Origin of the sequence: Dolichospermum sp. UHCC 0315A, assembly GCF_008121535.1 — a bacterium.
Taxonomy (GTDB): Bacteria; Cyanobacteriota; Cyanobacteriia; order Cyanobacteriales; family Nostocaceae; genus Dolichospermum; species Dolichospermum lemmermannii.
The window spans coordinates 3,211,217-3,227,980 of the sequence record NZ_CP043056.1 but is presented as its reverse complement, the minus strand read 5'-3'; the positions used below and the strand labels follow the sequence as shown (position 1 = coordinate 3,227,980).

Below are 16,764 nucleotides of genomic sequence, written 5' to 3'. Positions count from 1 at the left end.
TGTGATTATACATTAATCTATGTCAATTCAGTCAAGAAAGTTATATTAAGAAATATTAAGCAGTAAATTAACCTTGACACCGATAAACCAAAACAAAAAAATAGATGTGGTTTTCAACCTAATTAATCTCCAACCGCCTAGAATCATGCTGGAGAACATGAAAAAAAGGCTAGTACCGCAGTGCGGAATTAAAAATTAAAAATTAAAAATTAAAAAAGCAGATTACACAAGCTTTTGTCAAATTTTTAATGGTTGATTGACTTACCCCGTTGTGTACTAGGGAAATGTTTATTTGATAGCTGAATGCTGACAGTTACGCAATAGGACTGCTATAGTAATTTAATCATATTTTTGCAAATACTTATGGCAGCAAATAAATTCTTGAAAAATATCATTATTAAACTACTGACTGGGGGATCAAAACCAGAGTATGCTCCACAGACTAGTCAACTAACTTTAGCAGATGCGATCGCCAAAATTGACGGGCTTTTTGATTGTGAGGCTGTTTTAAAAGAATTTGATGCAGATGCTACCATATCTTACTACACCCAAAGCGAGTGGGGTTATCAAATCTATCACTCTGGACAAGATGCTATCCACATGGCATTAAACCCTGATGGTATATTTGATCCAGATGGTTATTATGCTCAACCACGAGTAGTTGCTGAACAAATTCATAAACTTGATGCCAAGACCGTTTTAGAATTAGGATGTGGTAAAGGATTTAATAGCTGTTTTTTAGCGCAGCAGTATCCAGAAGTACATTTCACTGGCATTGATTTAACACCATCGCATATTAAAATAGCACGTCGCAAAGCCGATAAATTTTCTAATCTATCTTTTCAAGAAGGTAACTTTAATCGCCTAAACTTCTTAGATCAATCCTTTGATATTGTTTTTGCCTTTGAGTGTTTATGTCACGCCTCTGAAGCAGAAACACCACTGGCAGAAATTTTTCGGGTGCTGCGTCCAGGTGGACAATTAATTATCTTCGATGGTTATCGTAAAATTAAGTTTACACAACTCCCTAAATTACTGCAAACCGCAACTCAACTTGTAGAAATATCAATGGCAGTTCGTCATGGATTTTCAGAAATTAATGATTGGAATGCTATCGTCCAATCAATTGGCTTTCAAATTCAAACTATTGAAGATATTTCTTTAGCAATTCAGCCGACATTATTAAAATTACAAAAATTATCCTGGAAACTTTTTTCCTTGTCTTGGCAAGTCAAAATACTTATTTATTTGTTACCTAAATATTTAATTAGAAATTCAATCGCTGGTCTTTTAATGCCTTTTACTGTCAGTCCTAAAGGGGAAGCTTTTGGATATTATAAATTAATCTTAGAACGACCTTTAGAAGAGAGTTAAACTCGATGAATTTGAACTTTGAGCGCAGATAATTCCTGCGCCCCTACAATTTCCTAATATTGTGGCACAGAAGGATCAACTAAAATCGAATAAGCGGAAATTCCACCCTTAATATTTTTAACATTTGTAAATCCTTGAGTAACTAACCACCCACACATCTGAGCAGAGCGGATACCATGATGACAGAGAACAAGAGTTTCTGCATGAATATCAAAGCGGATAGGCACTTGTTCACTCCATTGCTCATATTCACTCAAAGGAAGATTGACAAAACCATCTAGCCGTGATAGAGCAATTTCCTGGGGTTCACGCACATCTATTAACTGAAGCGTTCCTTCATTACTGGAAAGACGTTTGGCTAGTTCCTCAACAGTAATTTCGGAAAAGGGTTGATCAAATGATGTATTTGTCATGCAGTTTTTCTAAAAAATCCTATACTATTCATGTTTGCAGAAAAACTAAAAAATATAAAGAATGTGAACAGTCAACACTTAACAAAAAATATTAAACTTGGTTTCCTTATAGCTGGCATAATCACGCTTGTGCTAGTTTGTGTAGCTAAATTCTCCTGGTTTTCGGGGAAAAGTCCAGTTAGTCTTGTCGTTCGCAACTCTCAACCCGCTGCGGCTATATTTGTCTCCAAGTCTTCACCAGCAATGGTATCATTATTGGTCAATCCCGACGGGTTACAGACAATAGCAGCAAAAGGAGAATTTTCTCAACTCAAAAATAGTCTATTGGCAAAAAATAATATAGATTATTCAAATGATCTTAAACCCTGGTTGGGTGATGAAATTACCCTAGCTGCAACTACCATAGATATAGACCGTGATCCAGACAACGGACTACAAACCGGGTATTTAATGGCACTTGCAACTACAAAACCAGAGAAAAGCCGTGAGTTTTTGGAATTATTATTTTCTAACCGGGCTTTTAGTGGGACTAATTTAGGAATTGAACGTTACAAAGGTGTCAAGGTTATTTCTGATCATCCCGAATATGCACCAGACTTAAAAACCCAAAATAGTTTAGCAGGTGCAGTTGTTAATAATTTTGTTTTGCTGGCTAATCATCCTCAAGTTATCAAAGAAGCAATTAATAATTTACAAGCACCAGATTTAAACTTAATTAGTTCTCTAGAATATCAAAAAGCTACTCAACAAATCTCTAAAAATGCTGTAGCTGTAACTTTCTTGAATTTACCAGAAGTTGGTAAATGGCAAGGATTAGAATTGGCAGAATCAACTTATAATAGCCAAATTCTCTCCTTCGTTTTAAATTCCCAAGGGTTGCTCACAGAAAGTACATTTTTAACAAATTCCCCAGTTGTACCTTCATCTTTACCCCTATCTCAATCTGTAGGAGCATTACAGTATATTCCAGAATCAACAGCTTTAGCGATCGCCGGCACAAATTTGAGTAAACTAGATAATAGCGATATAGCAAAACTGTGGAAACAAGTAGCAGCAAGCATTTACGGTTCTAGTGAACAAGGTATTTCTCGATTACTACAACCCTTAGTAAAAATCCAAAACAATTGGAATTTAAACTTTAGCGAAGATATTTTCAATTGGATAACAGGAGAATACGCTTTAGCCTTATTACCCAATTCAGAAAATACAAGCCCTAATTGGTTATTTGTTATCGAAAAAAACCCAGAATTAGCAGCAGGAATCACACATCTAAATAATATTGCCAGTAGAAGTGGTTTTAACCTTAGTTCCCTAACTTTAGATCAACAAAAAATAGCAGCTTGGACAAAAATTACAGCCACAAGTGAAAATAACACATCTATTAATGTGGACACGAAAGTTAAAGGAGTGCATACAACCTTAGATAATTATGAAATTTTCAGTTCTGATTTAAAGACGCTAACAGCAGTTTTGAGTCAAAAGCAAAAATCTCTCCTAGAAAATCCCCAATTTAAAAATAGTATTGCGACAATTCCCCAACCCAACCAAGGGTATATTTATCTAGACTGGGAAAATAGTCAAAATCTTCTCAAACGTCAACTACCCTTGCTTAAACTTGCAGAAGTATTGGGTAAGCCACTTTTTGATAATTTAAAATCCCTGACAGTGAGTAGTTATAGCAGCGAACCAGGAACACTTAAAGGTGGAGTATTCTTGCAACTGCATTAAAAAATCAGAATTAACTACACTTTAACAGTCCAGAAGCCTTAGATACTAAGGCATAGATGATTTAGTCCCCAATCACCAATCACCAATTACCAATCACCAATTACCAATCCCTAATTACCAAGTCACGATAATATGAGAGAGTAGCTTGTTGTGCTATCAAGGGTACTATCTCAATGTTCTCTAGACTCCGTACCGATTTTCGCATCATCTTTGAACGTGACCCCGCAGCCCGGAACTGGTTGGAGGTTTTGTTTTGCTATCCAGGTTTGCAAGCCCTAGTTTTCCACCGCTTTGCACACTGGTTGCGTCGTCTTGGTCTTCCCTTTTTCCCCCGCTTGATTTCTCACATTGCCCGGTTTTTAACAGGTGTAGAAATTCACCCAGGGGCTACAATTGGTGAAGGCGTATTTATTGATCACGGAATGGGAGTAGTAATTGGGGAAACAGCCATTATTGGTAACTACGCGCTGATTTATCAAGGTGTCACCCTGGGGGGAACAGGTAAAGAAAGCGGTAAACGTCACCCCACATTAGGCGAAAATGTCGTCGTTGGTGCCGGTGCAAAAGTTTTAGGAAATATCGAAATTGGTGATAATGTCCGCATTGGTGCAGGTTCAGTGGTGTTGAGAGATGTACCATCTAGTTGTACCGTTGTCGGTGTTCCTGGTCGCATTATCTACCGTTCAGGAGTCCGGGTTGCACCTCTAGAACACAGCAATTTACCAGACTCAGAAGCCCAAGTAATTCGCACCTTAGTTGACCGTATTGAAGCCTTAGAAGCACAAATTCAAGCTTTACAAACTCCCGCCAAAACTCCGGTTTTAGTGGGTAAATTCTTTCCAGAAGATGAATTACCAAAAGAACACAATTTTTGTAATATCAGAGATAAACAGATTCAGGAATTCTTTGATGGTGCAGGAATCTAGGAAGTTAAACACCAAAAATTCAAATTAAGGGTTTATTGCTTCAGTCAACCATTCTTGGTTTTCATTGCGGTGATAAACCCATCTATTTTGCGGTTCACCCCGCAATTCTAAATGATCTACTTTTACTGGTTCAAGTAATAATAAACAAAAATTTTCTAATGGTTCAATATTGTCTGGTGCTGGTGGTGTAAAAGCTTCCGGTGTTTGTACTCTCATATCACCAGGAATAGGCCAAGCAAATTGTAACCTAGCTGCACCACTTAATTCTTGCCACATTTTGATTCTCGCAGGTTGTAAATGTGGGTGAGAATCAGCACTTATTAATATTAATTCTCCAGTAATCCGAAATTGTTCTCTGGTGTTAGGAAAATACCAGCAAATTTCCGCTGCGGATTGTTTTGATATTTGTTCAGCTTTTTCACTACGAATATCGGTAATAAATTTTAGCTGATTGGTATCGTCTAGAAAGCCGCGAAACACGACGGTACGATTAGCAGGAAAACCATTTTCTCTCACTGTTGCCAGTTGTACATAGCGGGCATAAACGAGGCTGCGGTTTTGATGTAGGGCGCGGGTAATAAGACTTCGCCAAGATGCTAGGGACGTGATTATTGATTTCATAGAATAATCTATTTGTATATTTATAAGCCTATTGATTTTTCAATTGATTTAGTTTAGTCTATTAGGACTAGTAGAACAAAAAAATTATGGCAACTGGAGATTTAATCAAGCATATTCTTAGCCGTGCCTCTAGCGTGAATCAAGCGGCTAAAAAGTCGGGTTTATCCCAAAGCACCCTAAGTGAATGGCAAGCTGGCAAGGTATCATCTAGCCTAGACAACTATATCAAATTATGTCAGGCTTTGGGATGCAGACCGGGATGGGAACTGGATAATTTTTTAGGAACTAATGTTAAACCGAAAACAGCAGAAGACATATTAGCCGAAACATTAAGATTGAAACCGTCTGAGCAGTTAAAGTTAATTTCTCTACTTTCAGCTAAACTTTCGGTTTATTTTGAAGACTAAAAATCATAGCGATTGACGAGGTGGAATTATAAAACTTCCTCATCAGCGATCGCTCATATTCATGTTGTTCTCTGTATATCTGTGAATATCTGGTTATTTTTTACTGTTATACTTAACCTGATAGGGCTATTTTATATTTTAGTATTGCTATGCGGTTATTTATATTTTTTGTTATTGACATATCTTTAGGATTATAATAATATTGCGAAAGACCGTAGTAAATTTGACATTTACTAACTTGATATCAGCACAGTTTAGTCTAAAAAATCCCTCAGCTTTTATAAGAAGCCAAGGGAGACAAAGAAATAAATTCACCCCTATTATGCAGGAAAACAAAATCATTAAGACTGGAATTTTCCAGCCACCGTTTCTGACTGTTGAAAATCAGTCATCTAGTATCTTTGTTCAAAATATGGTGAATACCCCAGGAAAAGAGGAAAATCTTTTGATGGTTGCTAATTCAGCAGATGCCCCAACACCTCCTGTACCCGGAGGTTTAATGCCTATACTTTACTATGGAGGAATACCAGTAGCTGTAATTTTTGCAATAGCTGTATTGCTCCAAATCCACCTAAAATATGTTACTGAAGTGCTGAAAGAAGTTAACAAGCATAGAAAGTAATTTGCTACTGTCAGAAATGAAAATTAGTCCCAAACCCAAGATGAGGATATACGGTGAATTATTCTCCGACCCTCATCATTTCGTTATCCAGGAATTTTAATTTGTAACTGCTCAATAATTCGGGGTAAATCGTTCAATGACAAGCCTCAAATGGCGTAAAATTGTTCCTGAATAGGTAGTCCTCCCCCATTTATTGAGCGGTTACTTTAATTTCTGAAAATGTCTATTGGACATTATTTTAAATTTATAAAGCAGTAAGTAATAAGACAAAATTAATTACACAAATATTTGGACTGAAATCCTTAATGGACAAAGGATTGGTAAATAAATAATATGTAATTAATTCTGTCCAGGTACTTATATAGCAGTGACGGTAGGCGATAATGGTTATATAGTTGGAGCTAATCCAGCCTCATTACCATAATTCCACCGTAGTAGCTATGGCAATAAAAATTAAACTAATGGCTGATTATGGGTGCGACCCTTTATGGTGGGCAGATGCTGACAAAGTTGGTAACATTGACCCAGCAAAACTGCCCCTCAGCCAAGAAACCATTAACCATTTGAGAAAATGGGCAACTGCTTATAATGCCACATTAAATTGGCAAGATCCTGGTAATTCACCTGATTTGAGTCCAGAAGCAGCAGCAGCTTTTGAACAAGAAGGGATTAGTTTGTGGAAACAACTGCAAAAAGAACTTGCACCTAATTATGAGGTTATCTATTTCAGTGAGCAATTAAATCAAGTTGTAACTAATACAAATGAATTGGCATCTTTACTGACTATCTCTGCTTGATGAATAGTCAACGCAAAAATTACACAAACAGCATTATTACACAGATAGCCTATTCTACGAAAACTGACAGATAAAAAGTTGAGATTCTAATACCCTGATAATGCACTGTCAGGGTCTTATACTTAACCTAAAAACAAAAATATAGTTATAATTGGCACAGACTAAGCTATAGCGCAAAGTAGTAAAATTTTCAATCTTTAATCTTAAATCTACTTGGCGTATAGTCATAGTTTGTCCATAAGCAATCATACTTCATCATGGTTCGAGAACTTGAACGTCAACGTCAGGGTGCAACTTTTCCAGAATCTGCTCCAGCAGCCAATCCAGTGTTTTTTAGAACCTACAGCCGTCGGACAGATGCAGGTTTGAGAGAAACATGGGATCAGGTGTGCGATCGCACTTTACGCGGTTTAGTAGAACTGGGAAAACTCACCCGTGAAGAAGCTGCCATTTTAGACAAGATGCAGCGAAACATGAAATCCCTCCCCAGTGGGCGCTGGATGTGGGTTGGTGGTACAAATTGGTTAACCAAACCCAAAAACTTCTCCGGTGCTTATAACTGCACCTCTACCAACCTTATAGACTGGAGTGCCTTTGGATTGATGATGGACCTAGCCATGATGGGCTGTGGTACAGGTGCGATCATCGAACCACAGTATATTAATCAACTTCCCCCTATCCGTAATCGCCTAAACATTACCATTAAAGGTGAAATTGGCAGCACACCCCAAGAACAGCGGCGTGAATTTACACAAACCCATATAGAAGCTAACACCGCTACTATCCACGTTGGAGACAGCCGGGAAGGTTGGGTAAAATCCTATCAAACTCTTTTAGAACTTTCTACAGATGAACGCTTTACAGGTGACGTTCAGGTAATTGTTGATATTAGCGATGTGCGCCAATCTGGGGAAACTCTCAAAGGTTTTGGCGGCATGGCTAATCCTGTGAAGTTGCCTGGATTGTATCAGCGTTGCGCCTCTATTCTCAATAAGGCAATAGGCAGACAATTAAACTCAGTTGAATGTTGTTTATTAATTGATGAAGCTGCTGTAACAATTGTTGCAGGCAATATCCGTAGAAGCGCTGGTATGAGACAGTTCCTTTCTGAAGACGAGCAAGGCGCAACTGCCAAAGATAATTTATGGCAACAAGACGCAGAAGGTAACTGGCGTATAGATCCAGAACGTGATTCTTTGCGGATGGCCAACCATACCAGAGTCTTTCACCGCAAACCAACCTTAGAAGAATCCATTGCTGCTGTACGTAAACAATATTACAGCGGTGAAGGAGCAATTCAATGGGCTGGTGAAGCAGTCGCTAGAGCTAATGCTGATTTATTAAATACACCAGAACGGAAAAGAGACTTTTTGCAGGCTTACGAGCAAGGGAAAGTCGGACAATGGATAAAAAAATACTATCCTGAAGTTGGTACTGATGAAGTAGAACATCGTTTGGGTAGATATGGATTAAACCCGTGTGGTATTTTATAATACTTGCCTCACGTATAAAAATCAGGCAAAATCGGTGAAAGCTGAGAACAAAGTCGTCTTTTAGATAAATTTGTAAGTTTTCTACAAACTTATACAACAAGATTTACTTGCTAATACCGAGGTAACTGGACACCACCAGCACCGTAGAGCGTAGGGGATGAGCGATAAGGAAGCGATAACTCCCCCAAGAGTGCCTGACGCTACAAAGCGAAAATGTACGCCGAGCTTGATTGAATTAAGTTGTTACAACTTGTGACAACCTCGAAAATCAAGAACTAGAGGATAAAAAGCCTTTAGGATAACAAAACTGGAGATTATTGGTGCTGACTTCCACTGTAATTTGGCTGAGGTACACTTAAACCAACTCGACCCGGACAACTATAAAGAACAAGAAGAGGCATTTACCGCTGGTGCGCTTTCCGTCGTCGCCCTGTTAAATCACAAATTTCTCGAACCCCGCTATCAATACAGCCGGGAACTTGATCCCATTGTCGGTGTATCATTTACCGGTTTATTTGACTTCTTTGTTCATGCTTTTGGGACAGATTGGTTACGGTGGTGGGAAGCAGGAAGACCCGAAACTCCTGAAGGACTGATTTTTAAACGTGGTGAACAAAAATATCTCAACTTCTGGAAAGATGTCGTTCATAAAGTAGTGTGGGAATATTGCGATCGCCATCAGATCAAACGCCCCAACCGGTGTACTACCGTGCAACCAGCCGGCACCAAATCCCTCTTAACAGGAGCATCTCCCGGTTGGCATCCCCCCAAAGCTCAAAGATTCATTCGTCGGATTACCTTTGGCAAAAATGACCCCGTAGCCCTAGCTTGTATAGATTATGGTTACAACGTCATCCCTTCCCAATCTGACAAAGATGAAAACGGCAACTTACTTAATGATCCTTTTGATCCTCGCTGTACAGAATGGTTAGTAGAAATACCCGTCGCTGTATCTTGGGCTGATTTACCCGGTGCTGATGTCATTGATGTATCTCAGTTTTCCGTTTTAGCCCAACTAGATTTTGTGATGCAAGTCCAAAGTCATTACGTCACCCATAACACCTCTGCTACCTTAGAACTCCGTTCTGAGGAAGTTGAATTATTGGGAACACGCATCTATGAAGCTATCCAAAATGATGAAGGCTATATTTCTGCCGCGCTGTTAGCCCGGTTTGACGATTTGCAATCATTCCCCCGTCTTCCCTTTGAACCCATAGACAAAGCCACTTATGAACGCTTATCTAAAGAAGTCAAAGCCCGACGCAGAACAGATGATTTCTGTGGGGCGCTAAGTCGTTACGACTTGGGAGAATTATCAGAAGCAGGACCCAGTGGTTGCGACTCTGATAAGTGTATGTTCCCAGAACAGCCACCCACATCATAAAATCCGTTTTCAAAGAAACAAGAATCCCCCTCCCTCCATAGGGCGGGGACTATCAGCAAGCCCTAAATAATTGCTTGTTAACTCACCCAGCATATAGTACATTAGTACCTAATACAAGAGAAATCCCCCATTCTTGAAGGTGAGGCTTTATTGACTATCAGATTTTGTTAAAATCGCATTCACCAAATAGAACGAAAGGCACGGAAGCCACTTGGCAATACAGCACTTCCCGGTGTTATGAGGTACATATCTAGCGGGCAAGATGCCCGCACTACAAGAGTTTCATGATTCAACTTTGTACCTCATAAGAGCGGAAACCGCTGTAGATGCGTGGAGGAAGTGCCAACGGCAAATTTATTCGCCGTGACATGATAGAATTAATTAGCAAGCAGATCCACGCTCATTGACTGTCCTCAGTGGTTAAATTAGATAATAGTAGTATACTAGAAAAACCAAGGGGGTGATTGATTATGGCATTACGTAGAGCAACTTTCCGACTATATCCTAATAAACAAGTCAGTGAAATGTTGCACTACCACCGCAAACTTCATAAAGATTTGTATAATGCTGCTGTATCTAACCGCATTACTTCATACAAAAAGTTTGGTAAATCTGTTTCTTACCTTGAGCAACAGAACTGTTTACCGGATTTCAAAGAAGTCTGGATAGAATATAAAGTCATTAATTCTCAAGCATTACAAGCCACCTTAAAACGAGTTGATTTTGCTTTCCAAAGGTTTTTCAAGGGACTAGCAAAGTATCCTAGATTCAAGCCAATCCGTCATTATTCCGGTTGGACTTACCCATCTTTTACAGGCTGGAAAGTACACAGTACAGGTGATAACGGCTATTTAGAATTATCAAAGATTGGTCAAATCCAAATGCGGGGTAAAGCCAGACTTTGGGGACATCCTAAAGCTTTGGATATCGTTAACCGCAATGGTAAATGGTATGCTTCCATCGTCTTAGAAATTGATGATACTTTGTTAAAGAATAGCCGCAAAACTGATAATGGTGTTATGGCCATTGATTTAGGTTGTAATGATGCAATTGCTTGGACAAATGGTGAAGAAAATGGTTTAGTGGCTGCACCTCGGTTTTTCCGAAAGGCAGAACAAAGAAATAAACAATTAGGAAAAGCTAAACGCAGAAAACGCGCTCCTAACTTCAAAAAGAAAGTTAAGGCTTCTAGAAGGTGGAAGAAAACGCAAAAGTTAGTTAGTAAGTTGAATAGAAAAGTTGCTAACCAACGTCAGAATTTTGTTCACCAAGAAACTACACGAATAATTAGCTGTAATAGCACGGTAGTTACTGAAAAATTAGAAGTCAAAAACATGAGTGCCAAAGCCAAAAAAGGCGATGCCCTGAGCTTGTCGAAGGGTAAGCGTAAAAAGCAAAAGTCTGGGTTGAATAAATCAATTCTTGATGTAGGAATGGGGATGATAAAATCCGCTCTAAAAGCGAAATTATCAGACATTGGTGGCTTATTTGTAGAAGTTCCTACAAAGAAGGTAAAACCATCTCAAACCTGTCCAAAATGCGGAAATCAAGAAAAGAAGAGTTTAGCCGAAAGAACTCATGTTTGCCATAACTGCGGATATACCCAACAGCGTGATATCGCCGCCGCAGAAGTAATGCTACTTTGGTACTCAAATAATCTACAGGGGTTAGGAACTAGCCTCTTAGACGTAGATGATTCTAGCTCTACTTCAAACACCAGCAAACGCAAGAATGCTGGAAGTATGAAGCAACTCGGTCAAAAGAAACGTCAAAAATCTCAACTTACTGATGGGGATGTAGAAACCCCATCTTCAACGAAGTAAGATGGGGTAGTTCATTTTATCCACTTTTGCGATTAATTCAGTCTGTAACAAACATGATAAAACCTGCCCTTACTAAAATTGGCGCTCAAATGTCCAACTTAACTGGCGTAAGAGCGATTATGAAAGATATTAATGAAACCCTCAGAGCTAGTAAGGGAGAGGAATTATATAATTTGAGTGCTGGCAATCCGTTGATTTTACCAGAGGTAGAACAGTTATGGCGGGATTGTACGGCAGATTTATTAGCCAGTTCTGAATATGGTGAAGTTGTTTGTCGTTATGGTTCAAGTCAAGGTTATTCACCATTAATTGAGGCGATTGTTCAGGATTTTAACCAGCGTTATGGGTTAAGTTTAACTGAGCGGAATATTTTAATTACTGCGGGTAGTCAAACTATCTATTTTTACGCCGCTAATGCTTTTGGTGGCTATACTGAAGATGGCAATTTGAAAGAAATTGTGTTGCCGTTAAGTCCAGATTATACTGGCTATGGTGGTGTTTGTTTGTTCCCAGAAGCTTTGGTTGCTTATAAACCTACTCTGGATATTGATACAGCCGCACATAGATTTAAATATCGTCCTGATTTTAATCAACTTGCGATTACAGAAAATACTGGTTGTGTGATTTTTTCCCGTCCTTGTAATCCGACGGGTAATGTTTTGACTAATGATGAGGTAAATAAAATCACTGATTTAGCTGCACCCCATCATGTACCTGTATTGATTGATTCGGCTTATGCACCTCCTTTCCCAGCTTTGAATTTTACAGAAATGACTCCGGTATTTGGGGAAAATATTCTCCACTGTATGAGTTTATCAAAAGCAGGTTTGCCTGGAGAACGGATTGGGGTAGCCATTGGAGATGAAAACCTGATTCAAGTTTTGGAATGTTTCCAAACCAATGTGGGAATTCATTCTTCTCGATATGGTCAAGCGATCGCAGCTAGAGCGATAGAATCAGGTACATTAGCAAATATCGCGGAAAATGTGATTCGTCCTTTCTATCAGCAAAAGTTTGATGTCTTAGAAAGTACATTAGAAGCAGCTATGCCTAAGAATATACCCTGGTTCTTACATCGTGGTGAAGGGGCGATTTTTGGCTGGTTGTGGTTGCAAGATCTACCCATGACTGATTGGGAATTTTACCAGGAATTAAAGAAAGTGGGTGTAATTCTTGTCCCTGGTAGTAGTTTCTTCCCTGGTTTAAAGGAGGACTGGGAACACAAACACCAATGTCTGCGAATTAGTTTAACTGGTAGTGATCAGGAAATTACTATTGGTATGCAGCGTTTAGCGAAGGTTGCTGAACGGGTTTATCAAAGTGCGGCTGTGAGAGTGTAAGATAAATGAACCACGAAGAAGCGAAGAACACGAAGAAGAAGAAGGAAGGAAGCAGGGTGCAGGGTGCAGGGGGAAAGGCTCAAAAAGTACCTGTTCCTAATCACCAATCACCAATCACCAATCACCAATTCCCAATTCCCAATCTCGATGATTGGTTGGAAATTGGCAAAATTGTCTCTCCTCAAGGTTTAACTGGGGAGTTGCGGGTTTATCCTAATACGGATTTTCCTGAACGCTTTGAAGAACCGGGAAAACGCTGGTTGTTACGTCCTGGGGAAACGGAACTTGAAACTGTGGAGTTATTAAATGGGCGATATATTGAGAATAAGAATCTTTATGTGATTAAATTAAAGGGAGTGAGCGATCGCCATCAAGCTGAAAATATGCGTGATTGTCGGTTTTTTGTGCCTGTTAGCGATCGCCCAGAATTGGATGAAGGTGAATTTCATGTGTTAGATTTGCTAGGGTTGCAGGTCTTTATGCAATCATCTGGGGAATTTGTGGGAACGGTGGTGGATATCTTACCTTCTGGTCATGATTTATTGGAAGTTAAATTTGATCCTGCTTTTATCACTAATAACGAAGAATTGACAACTGATAAAGCACAAAAAACAGTTTTAATTCCTTTTGTGATGGAAATTGTTCCTGTTGTAGATTTAGAATCCCGTCGAGTTGAAATTACTCCTCCCCCCGGTTTATTGTCAATTAATAATTAACAGTTGTAGGTTGGGTTGACGTATGTTACCCAACATAATCAAAATTTTGTTGGACACAACAAGATAAAAAACAAGATAATCAAAACTTTGTTGGGTTGCGCTGTTGCTTAACCCAACCTACAAATACTCCAAATATATTTATAATTACCTTCTAAATTTTCGTTCCAAGAAAGCAATAATTTGGGTTCTTCCGTACCTGTTATGCCAAATATGAGTTTATTTACCCCATAACCTATATAAGTAAGTCGGCCCAATAAAATCGATATATGTTTAGTTTTGTAAAAACCGTGAAACACCCTATTTATAAGGTATTCGTTAATTTATATTTCGTTACATAGATTGATTTTTTAACGCCGACCTACTTAAATAAAGGATTTTATTGTTTTTGATACCAAATTTGTCAAAATAACCAATGAATTAATGTAAAATCCTTATATAACAGGGATCTTGGGATTTAAAAAAAATAATTTAGCATAACAAGTCCCTAAGACCCAAATATTTATCTTCTTGACCTTCATAACACTCTTTATTTTGTAGAAATTCATCTACTAATTCTAGCCTTTGTCCTACTTCTGTTAGACTCAATTTGTAATGTAAGTTTTTTCCGTGCCTTTCTGGATAATTTAAAATAATCTCTATATTAGCTATAGAATTACTTCGCTTACCTTTCCATAAAAATTCCTTAATACCTCCTCCTTGCCGAAATGGGGCTGGTAAATCTATTGGTGTTGCTTTTAAAATACTAATAGCTTCTATTAAATTAGACTTGCCAGAAGTATTACGACCAATTAACACATTTAGCGGTTGTAGTTCTATTTCTTCCCCATCACTTCCATAGGAAAGGAAGTTTTGTAATTTAATTTTGTGAATAAATCTTTGACCTTCCATCTATTTCTCCTCATCTGAAAATATCTATTTTAAAACATATTCTCAAACTTCCTCAAGGCTATTATTCCTATCAAAAGTCTGACATCAGATAATCTATTTTATCCTTAATGAATTAGTTGTAATAATGCCGCCCCTTATCTTACCACTCATATCCGTACTTTGCAGTAAACTATCCCCCAAATCTCGGTTACTTACTAATGAAAAAGCAGAAAATAATAGACTTCCCTGGAATAAAATCTTTCATTCCCTCATATACAACGAAATTATCGAAAAATACCCCAATAATCAACCCTATCCTCCTGATTTAACCTACCGAGAAAATATTGCCCGTCAACCTATTCACAAAATTAGAGGCTATGATCAGAATAGCAGCACTGCAATTTTAGTCCCTGTTGATAGTTCCCAGCCTCAACACTGGATTAATTGGTATATCAGGAAGTAGTAGCATGAAAAACCAAAAATGTCCCACTTGTCAAGGTGAGTTAGAAACTAAGCAAATTGAAAAAATGCTAAAAGGAGGAAATAACACCGCCATTATCCATGTAGAAGCAGAAGTTTGTTCAAAATGTGGAGAAAAGCTCTATAAACCAGACGTTGTTAGCCAATTTACTCAAATTCGTGCCAAACTTAGAAATCAACAAACAGAAGATTTTCAAGTGATTGGTCAATCCTTCCGCATTTCTGTTTAATTAATCAAGGAAGGCTGAAGAATTTTATTCTAAGTTTGATAACTGTGAAGATGTTAATAAGTTTTTAGGCTGATCTCAATCACTTGTCTAAAATCTTTGTTACCAGATGTCTATGAATAATCTTACATCTTGCAATTGTCACAGGCAATTATACTTGAGTCTTGAGAATGGGTGGCCCGGGATTCGAACCCGGAACAAATCGGTTAAAAGCCGAGTACTCTACCGTTGAGTTAGCCACCCTTTTGCTGTTTTTCCAACTTTATCAATATACCATCAACAGCCATGGTTTTGTCAAGGGGTTTTCAAAAAAGATTTGCCGTTAATCCAAAAGAAGCAGTACAACTAGCTCCAGGAGCTAACACAGTCAGGTTTTCACCAGTGTTGAAAGCATTGCGGGTGGCACTCCAAGGCTCTAGACAGTAGAATTCTTTGCCTTTAACAGTCCAAAACACCAACCAGGTAGAGAAATCATCGTAATCGAGGGTTAGCTTCAACCTGCGGCTGTTATCTGTGACTGTGGCTGATTTGCTGGTGAGTTGTCCAAAGGCAAAATCAATTTCATCTTGATTAAAGTCAAATTTGCCGTTAAAGGCGTGGAATTCCTTAGTTTTGTTATCTTGATATTCTCCAGAAGGAAGTTCCACTTCTAGCTGATTTTTGTCACCACAGAGAAAATAAGGGTGGAAACCAGCGGAAAATGGCATGGGTGTAGATGACAGATTTTTATATTCCTGACGCACTACTAAGGTATTACCTTGGAGTTCGTAGGTAAAAGCCAATTGAAAATCAAAAGGATAAACTGCCTTTGTTTCCTCGTTGCTGCTGAGAACTACAGTTAGACTAGCCTTACCTTCAGTATTTTGCGCTGTTGCTGTCCAAGGCAATTCCCGCGCAAAGCCGTGTTGTTTAATGGTATACTCTTTTCCATTAACGCTGTAAGTATTATCAGGTAAATTACCGCAAAGAGGAAACAAAATGGGATTACCACCTCTAACGCTCAAATCAGGATGAGTAAAGCGTTCAGCGTCTAGGTAAAATATTTCTTGACCTTGCACCAGCCAACGAGTGATGATACCACCTCTTTCTGGGACAACTTCTATTTGTGTACCAGCGGTTTTATCTGACAGGATGTAGGTTTTGTATTGTTGTTCTTGAATGTCAATGGTAAACATGATTGTATTTAAGTAGGTTGTTAGTTGTCAGTGGTCAGTGGTCAGTGGTCAGTTCCAATTAACAGCTTGCCACAGTTACTCAAGCGCGTCAAAGGAATGGGATCTCAGGTTTCTCCTACCGACGATTCCTAGGTCGCGCTTCGCGATCGCACTTTATCAATCTAACCTACAAGCGATTCCTGCGGAGCGCTTCGCTATCACACTTTATCAATTCAATCTACAAGCGATTCCTAGGTCGCGCTAGTTCCCTCCGGGACGCAATGCGTTCGCTATCACACCAAAATATCACAATATTTTCCGCTCCAATGCTTTATTATACATAGATAGCCTATCAATTTCTTGATTTGGCGATCGCTATTCCTGTGAAGGAA

Annotated in this window: 15 protein-coding genes, 1 tRNA gene and 1 pseudogene; 12 read left to right on the top strand and 5 right to left on the bottom strand. The window is 38.7% G+C overall.

All coding sequences use genetic code 11. From position 1 onward, the window contains the following. Positions 1-363: 363 nt before the first annotated feature. Positions 364-1,374 carry a class I SAM-dependent methyltransferase gene (locus tag BMF77_RS15675; protein ID WP_148764036.1) on the top strand — a complete coding sequence of 337 codons (1,011 nt, stop codon included), beginning with the start codon at positions 364-366 and terminating at the stop codon, positions 1,372-1,374. A 53-nt stretch (positions 1,375-1,427) separates the two neighbouring features. On the opposite strand, the gene BMF77_RS15670 is transcribed toward BMF77_RS15675, so the two are convergent. Then, positions 1,428-1,787, bottom strand: a complete 360-nt coding sequence (locus tag BMF77_RS15670) for a rhodanese-like domain-containing protein (RefSeq protein WP_015080560.1) — start codon at positions 1,785-1,787, stop codon at positions 1,428-1,430. A gap of 30 nt (positions 1,788-1,817) precedes the next feature. Here BMF77_RS15670 and BMF77_RS15665 point away from each other — a divergent pair, with 30 nt between their 5' ends. Then, complete coding sequence (locus BMF77_RS15665; RefSeq protein ID WP_148764034.1) at positions 1,818-3,515, top strand: DUF3352 domain-containing protein; 1,698 nt, start codon at positions 1,818-1,820, stop codon at positions 3,513-3,515. Positions 3,516-3,688: 173 nt separating this feature from the next. Continuing rightward, positions 3,689-4,441, top strand: a complete 753-nt coding sequence (gene cysE / locus BMF77_RS15660) for a serine O-acetyltransferase (protein ID WP_148764032.1) — start codon at positions 3,689-3,691, stop codon at positions 4,439-4,441. Between the two features lie 24 nt (positions 4,442-4,465). On the opposite strand, the gene BMF77_RS15655 is transcribed toward cysE, so the two are convergent. Further along, positions 4,466-5,062: an Npun_F5749 family FMN-dependent PPOX-type flavoprotein gene (locus BMF77_RS15655; protein ID WP_148764030.1), complete on the bottom strand. Its 597-nt coding sequence runs from the start codon at positions 5,060-5,062 to the stop codon at positions 4,466-4,468. Between the two features lie 86 nt (positions 5,063-5,148). On the opposite strand from BMF77_RS15655, the gene BMF77_RS15650 reads away from it, so the two are divergent. The 7 genes and pseudogenes from BMF77_RS15650 to rimM all read left to right on the top strand — a co-directional run bounded on the left by BMF77_RS15650 (position 5,149) and on the right by rimM (position 13,644). After that, positions 5,149-5,469: a helix-turn-helix transcriptional regulator gene (locus tag BMF77_RS15650; protein WP_148764028.1), complete on the top strand. Its 321-nt coding sequence runs from the start codon at positions 5,149-5,151 to the stop codon at positions 5,467-5,469. Positions 5,470-5,791: 322 nt separating this feature from the next. Continuing rightward, entirely contained in the window at positions 5,792-6,091 is a 300-nt protein-coding gene (locus tag BMF77_RS15645; protein ID WP_148764026.1) for a hypothetical protein, read from the top strand. Positions 6,092-6,531: 440 nt separating this feature from the next. Further along, entirely contained in the window at positions 6,532-6,888 is a 357-nt protein-coding gene (locus BMF77_RS15640) for a hypothetical protein (RefSeq protein WP_015080565.1), read from the top strand. Between the two features lie 257 nt (positions 6,889-7,145). Further along, positions 7,146-9,765: pseudogene (gene nrdJ / locus BMF77_RS29020) on the top strand (ribonucleoside-triphosphate reductase, adenosylcobalamin-dependent). A 470-nt stretch (positions 9,766-10,235) separates the two neighbouring features. Further along, the gene (locus BMF77_RS15625; RefSeq protein ID WP_148764024.1) at positions 10,236-11,588 is read left to right on the top strand and encodes an RNA-guided endonuclease TnpB family protein; all 1,353 of its coding nucleotides are present in this window, start codon (positions 10,236-10,238) and stop codon (positions 11,586-11,588) included. A 56-nt stretch (positions 11,589-11,644) separates the two neighbouring features. Beyond that, positions 11,645-12,928 (top strand): valine--pyruvate transaminase, encoded by a 1,284-nt coding sequence (locus BMF77_RS15620; protein WP_148767021.1) that lies wholly within the window; start codon positions 11,645-11,647, stop codon positions 12,926-12,928. Positions 12,929-12,933: 5 nt separating this feature from the next. After that, positions 12,934-13,644, top strand: a complete 711-nt coding sequence (rimM, locus tag BMF77_RS15615; RefSeq protein ID WP_148764022.1) for a ribosome maturation factor RimM — start codon at positions 12,934-12,936, stop codon at positions 13,642-13,644. 468 nt (positions 13,645-14,112) lie between these two features. Here rimM and BMF77_RS15610 read toward each other — a convergent pair whose 3' ends face one another. Next, a complete protein-coding gene (locus BMF77_RS15610) occupies positions 14,113-14,532 on the bottom strand; it encodes an AAA family ATPase (protein ID WP_148764020.1) in 420 nt (139 codons plus the stop codon). Positions 14,533-14,656: 124 nt separating this feature from the next. On the opposite strand from BMF77_RS15610, the gene BMF77_RS15605 reads away from it, so the two are divergent. Then, positions 14,657-14,974, top strand: a complete 318-nt coding sequence (locus tag BMF77_RS15605; protein ID WP_148764018.1) for a DUF4258 domain-containing protein — start codon at positions 14,657-14,659, stop codon at positions 14,972-14,974. Positions 14,975-14,978: 4 nt separating this feature from the next. Then, a complete protein-coding gene (locus BMF77_RS15600; RefSeq protein ID WP_148764016.1) occupies positions 14,979-15,221 on the top strand; it encodes a YgiT-type zinc finger protein in 243 nt (80 codons plus the stop codon). A gap of 168 nt (positions 15,222-15,389) precedes the next feature. On the opposite strand, the gene BMF77_RS15595 is transcribed toward BMF77_RS15600, so the two are convergent. Next, positions 15,390-15,461, bottom strand: a tRNA-Lys gene (locus BMF77_RS15595). A gap of 62 nt (positions 15,462-15,523) precedes the next feature. Continuing rightward, positions 15,524-16,393, bottom strand: a complete 870-nt coding sequence (locus BMF77_RS15590) for an aldose epimerase (RefSeq protein ID WP_148764014.1) — start codon at positions 16,391-16,393, stop codon at positions 15,524-15,526. Positions 16,394-16,764: the final 371 nt, after the last annotated feature.

What these genes read in the sequence shown, in the direction of transcription:
- BMF77_RS15675 (WP_148764036.1), top strand. Translation starts at nt 364, where the DNA reads ATGGCAGCAAATAAATTCTTGAAAAATATCATTATTAAACTACTGACT.
- BMF77_RS15670 (WP_015080560.1), bottom strand. Translation starts at nt 1,787, where the DNA reads ATGACAAATACATCATTTGATCAACCCTTTTCCGAAATTACTGTTGAG.
- BMF77_RS15665 (WP_148764034.1), top strand. Translation starts at nt 1,818, where the DNA reads ATGTTTGCAGAAAAACTAAAAAATATAAAGAATGTGAACAGTCAACAC.
- cysE (WP_148764032.1), top strand. Translation starts at nt 3,689, where the DNA reads ATGTTCTCTAGACTCCGTACCGATTTTCGCATCATCTTTGAACGTGAC.
- BMF77_RS15655 (WP_148764030.1), bottom strand. Translation starts at nt 5,062, where the DNA reads ATGAAATCAATAATCACGTCCCTAGCATCTTGGCGAAGTCTTATTACC.
- BMF77_RS15650 (WP_148764028.1), top strand. Translation starts at nt 5,149, where the DNA reads ATGGCAACTGGAGATTTAATCAAGCATATTCTTAGCCGTGCCTCTAGC.
- BMF77_RS15645 (WP_148764026.1), top strand. Translation starts at nt 5,792, where the DNA reads ATGCAGGAAAACAAAATCATTAAGACTGGAATTTTCCAGCCACCGTTT.
- BMF77_RS15640 (WP_015080565.1), top strand. Translation starts at nt 6,532, where the DNA reads ATGGCAATAAAAATTAAACTAATGGCTGATTATGGGTGCGACCCTTTA.
- BMF77_RS15625 (WP_148764024.1), top strand. Translation starts at nt 10,236, where the DNA reads ATGGCATTACGTAGAGCAACTTTCCGACTATATCCTAATAAACAAGTC.
- rimM (WP_148764022.1), top strand. Translation starts at nt 12,934, where the DNA reads ATGAACCACGAAGAAGCGAAGAACACGAAGAAGAAGAAGGAAGGAAGC.
- BMF77_RS15610 (WP_148764020.1), bottom strand. Translation starts at nt 14,532, where the DNA reads ATGGAAGGTCAAAGATTTATTCACAAAATTAAATTACAAAACTTCCTT.
- BMF77_RS15605 (WP_148764018.1), top strand. Translation starts at nt 14,657, where the DNA reads ATGCCGCCCCTTATCTTACCACTCATATCCGTACTTTGCAGTAAACTA.
- BMF77_RS15600 (WP_148764016.1), top strand. Translation starts at nt 14,979, where the DNA reads ATGAAAAACCAAAAATGTCCCACTTGTCAAGGTGAGTTAGAAACTAAG.
- BMF77_RS15590 (WP_148764014.1), bottom strand. Translation starts at nt 16,393, where the DNA reads ATGTTTACCATTGACATTCAAGAACAACAATACAAAACCTACATCCTG.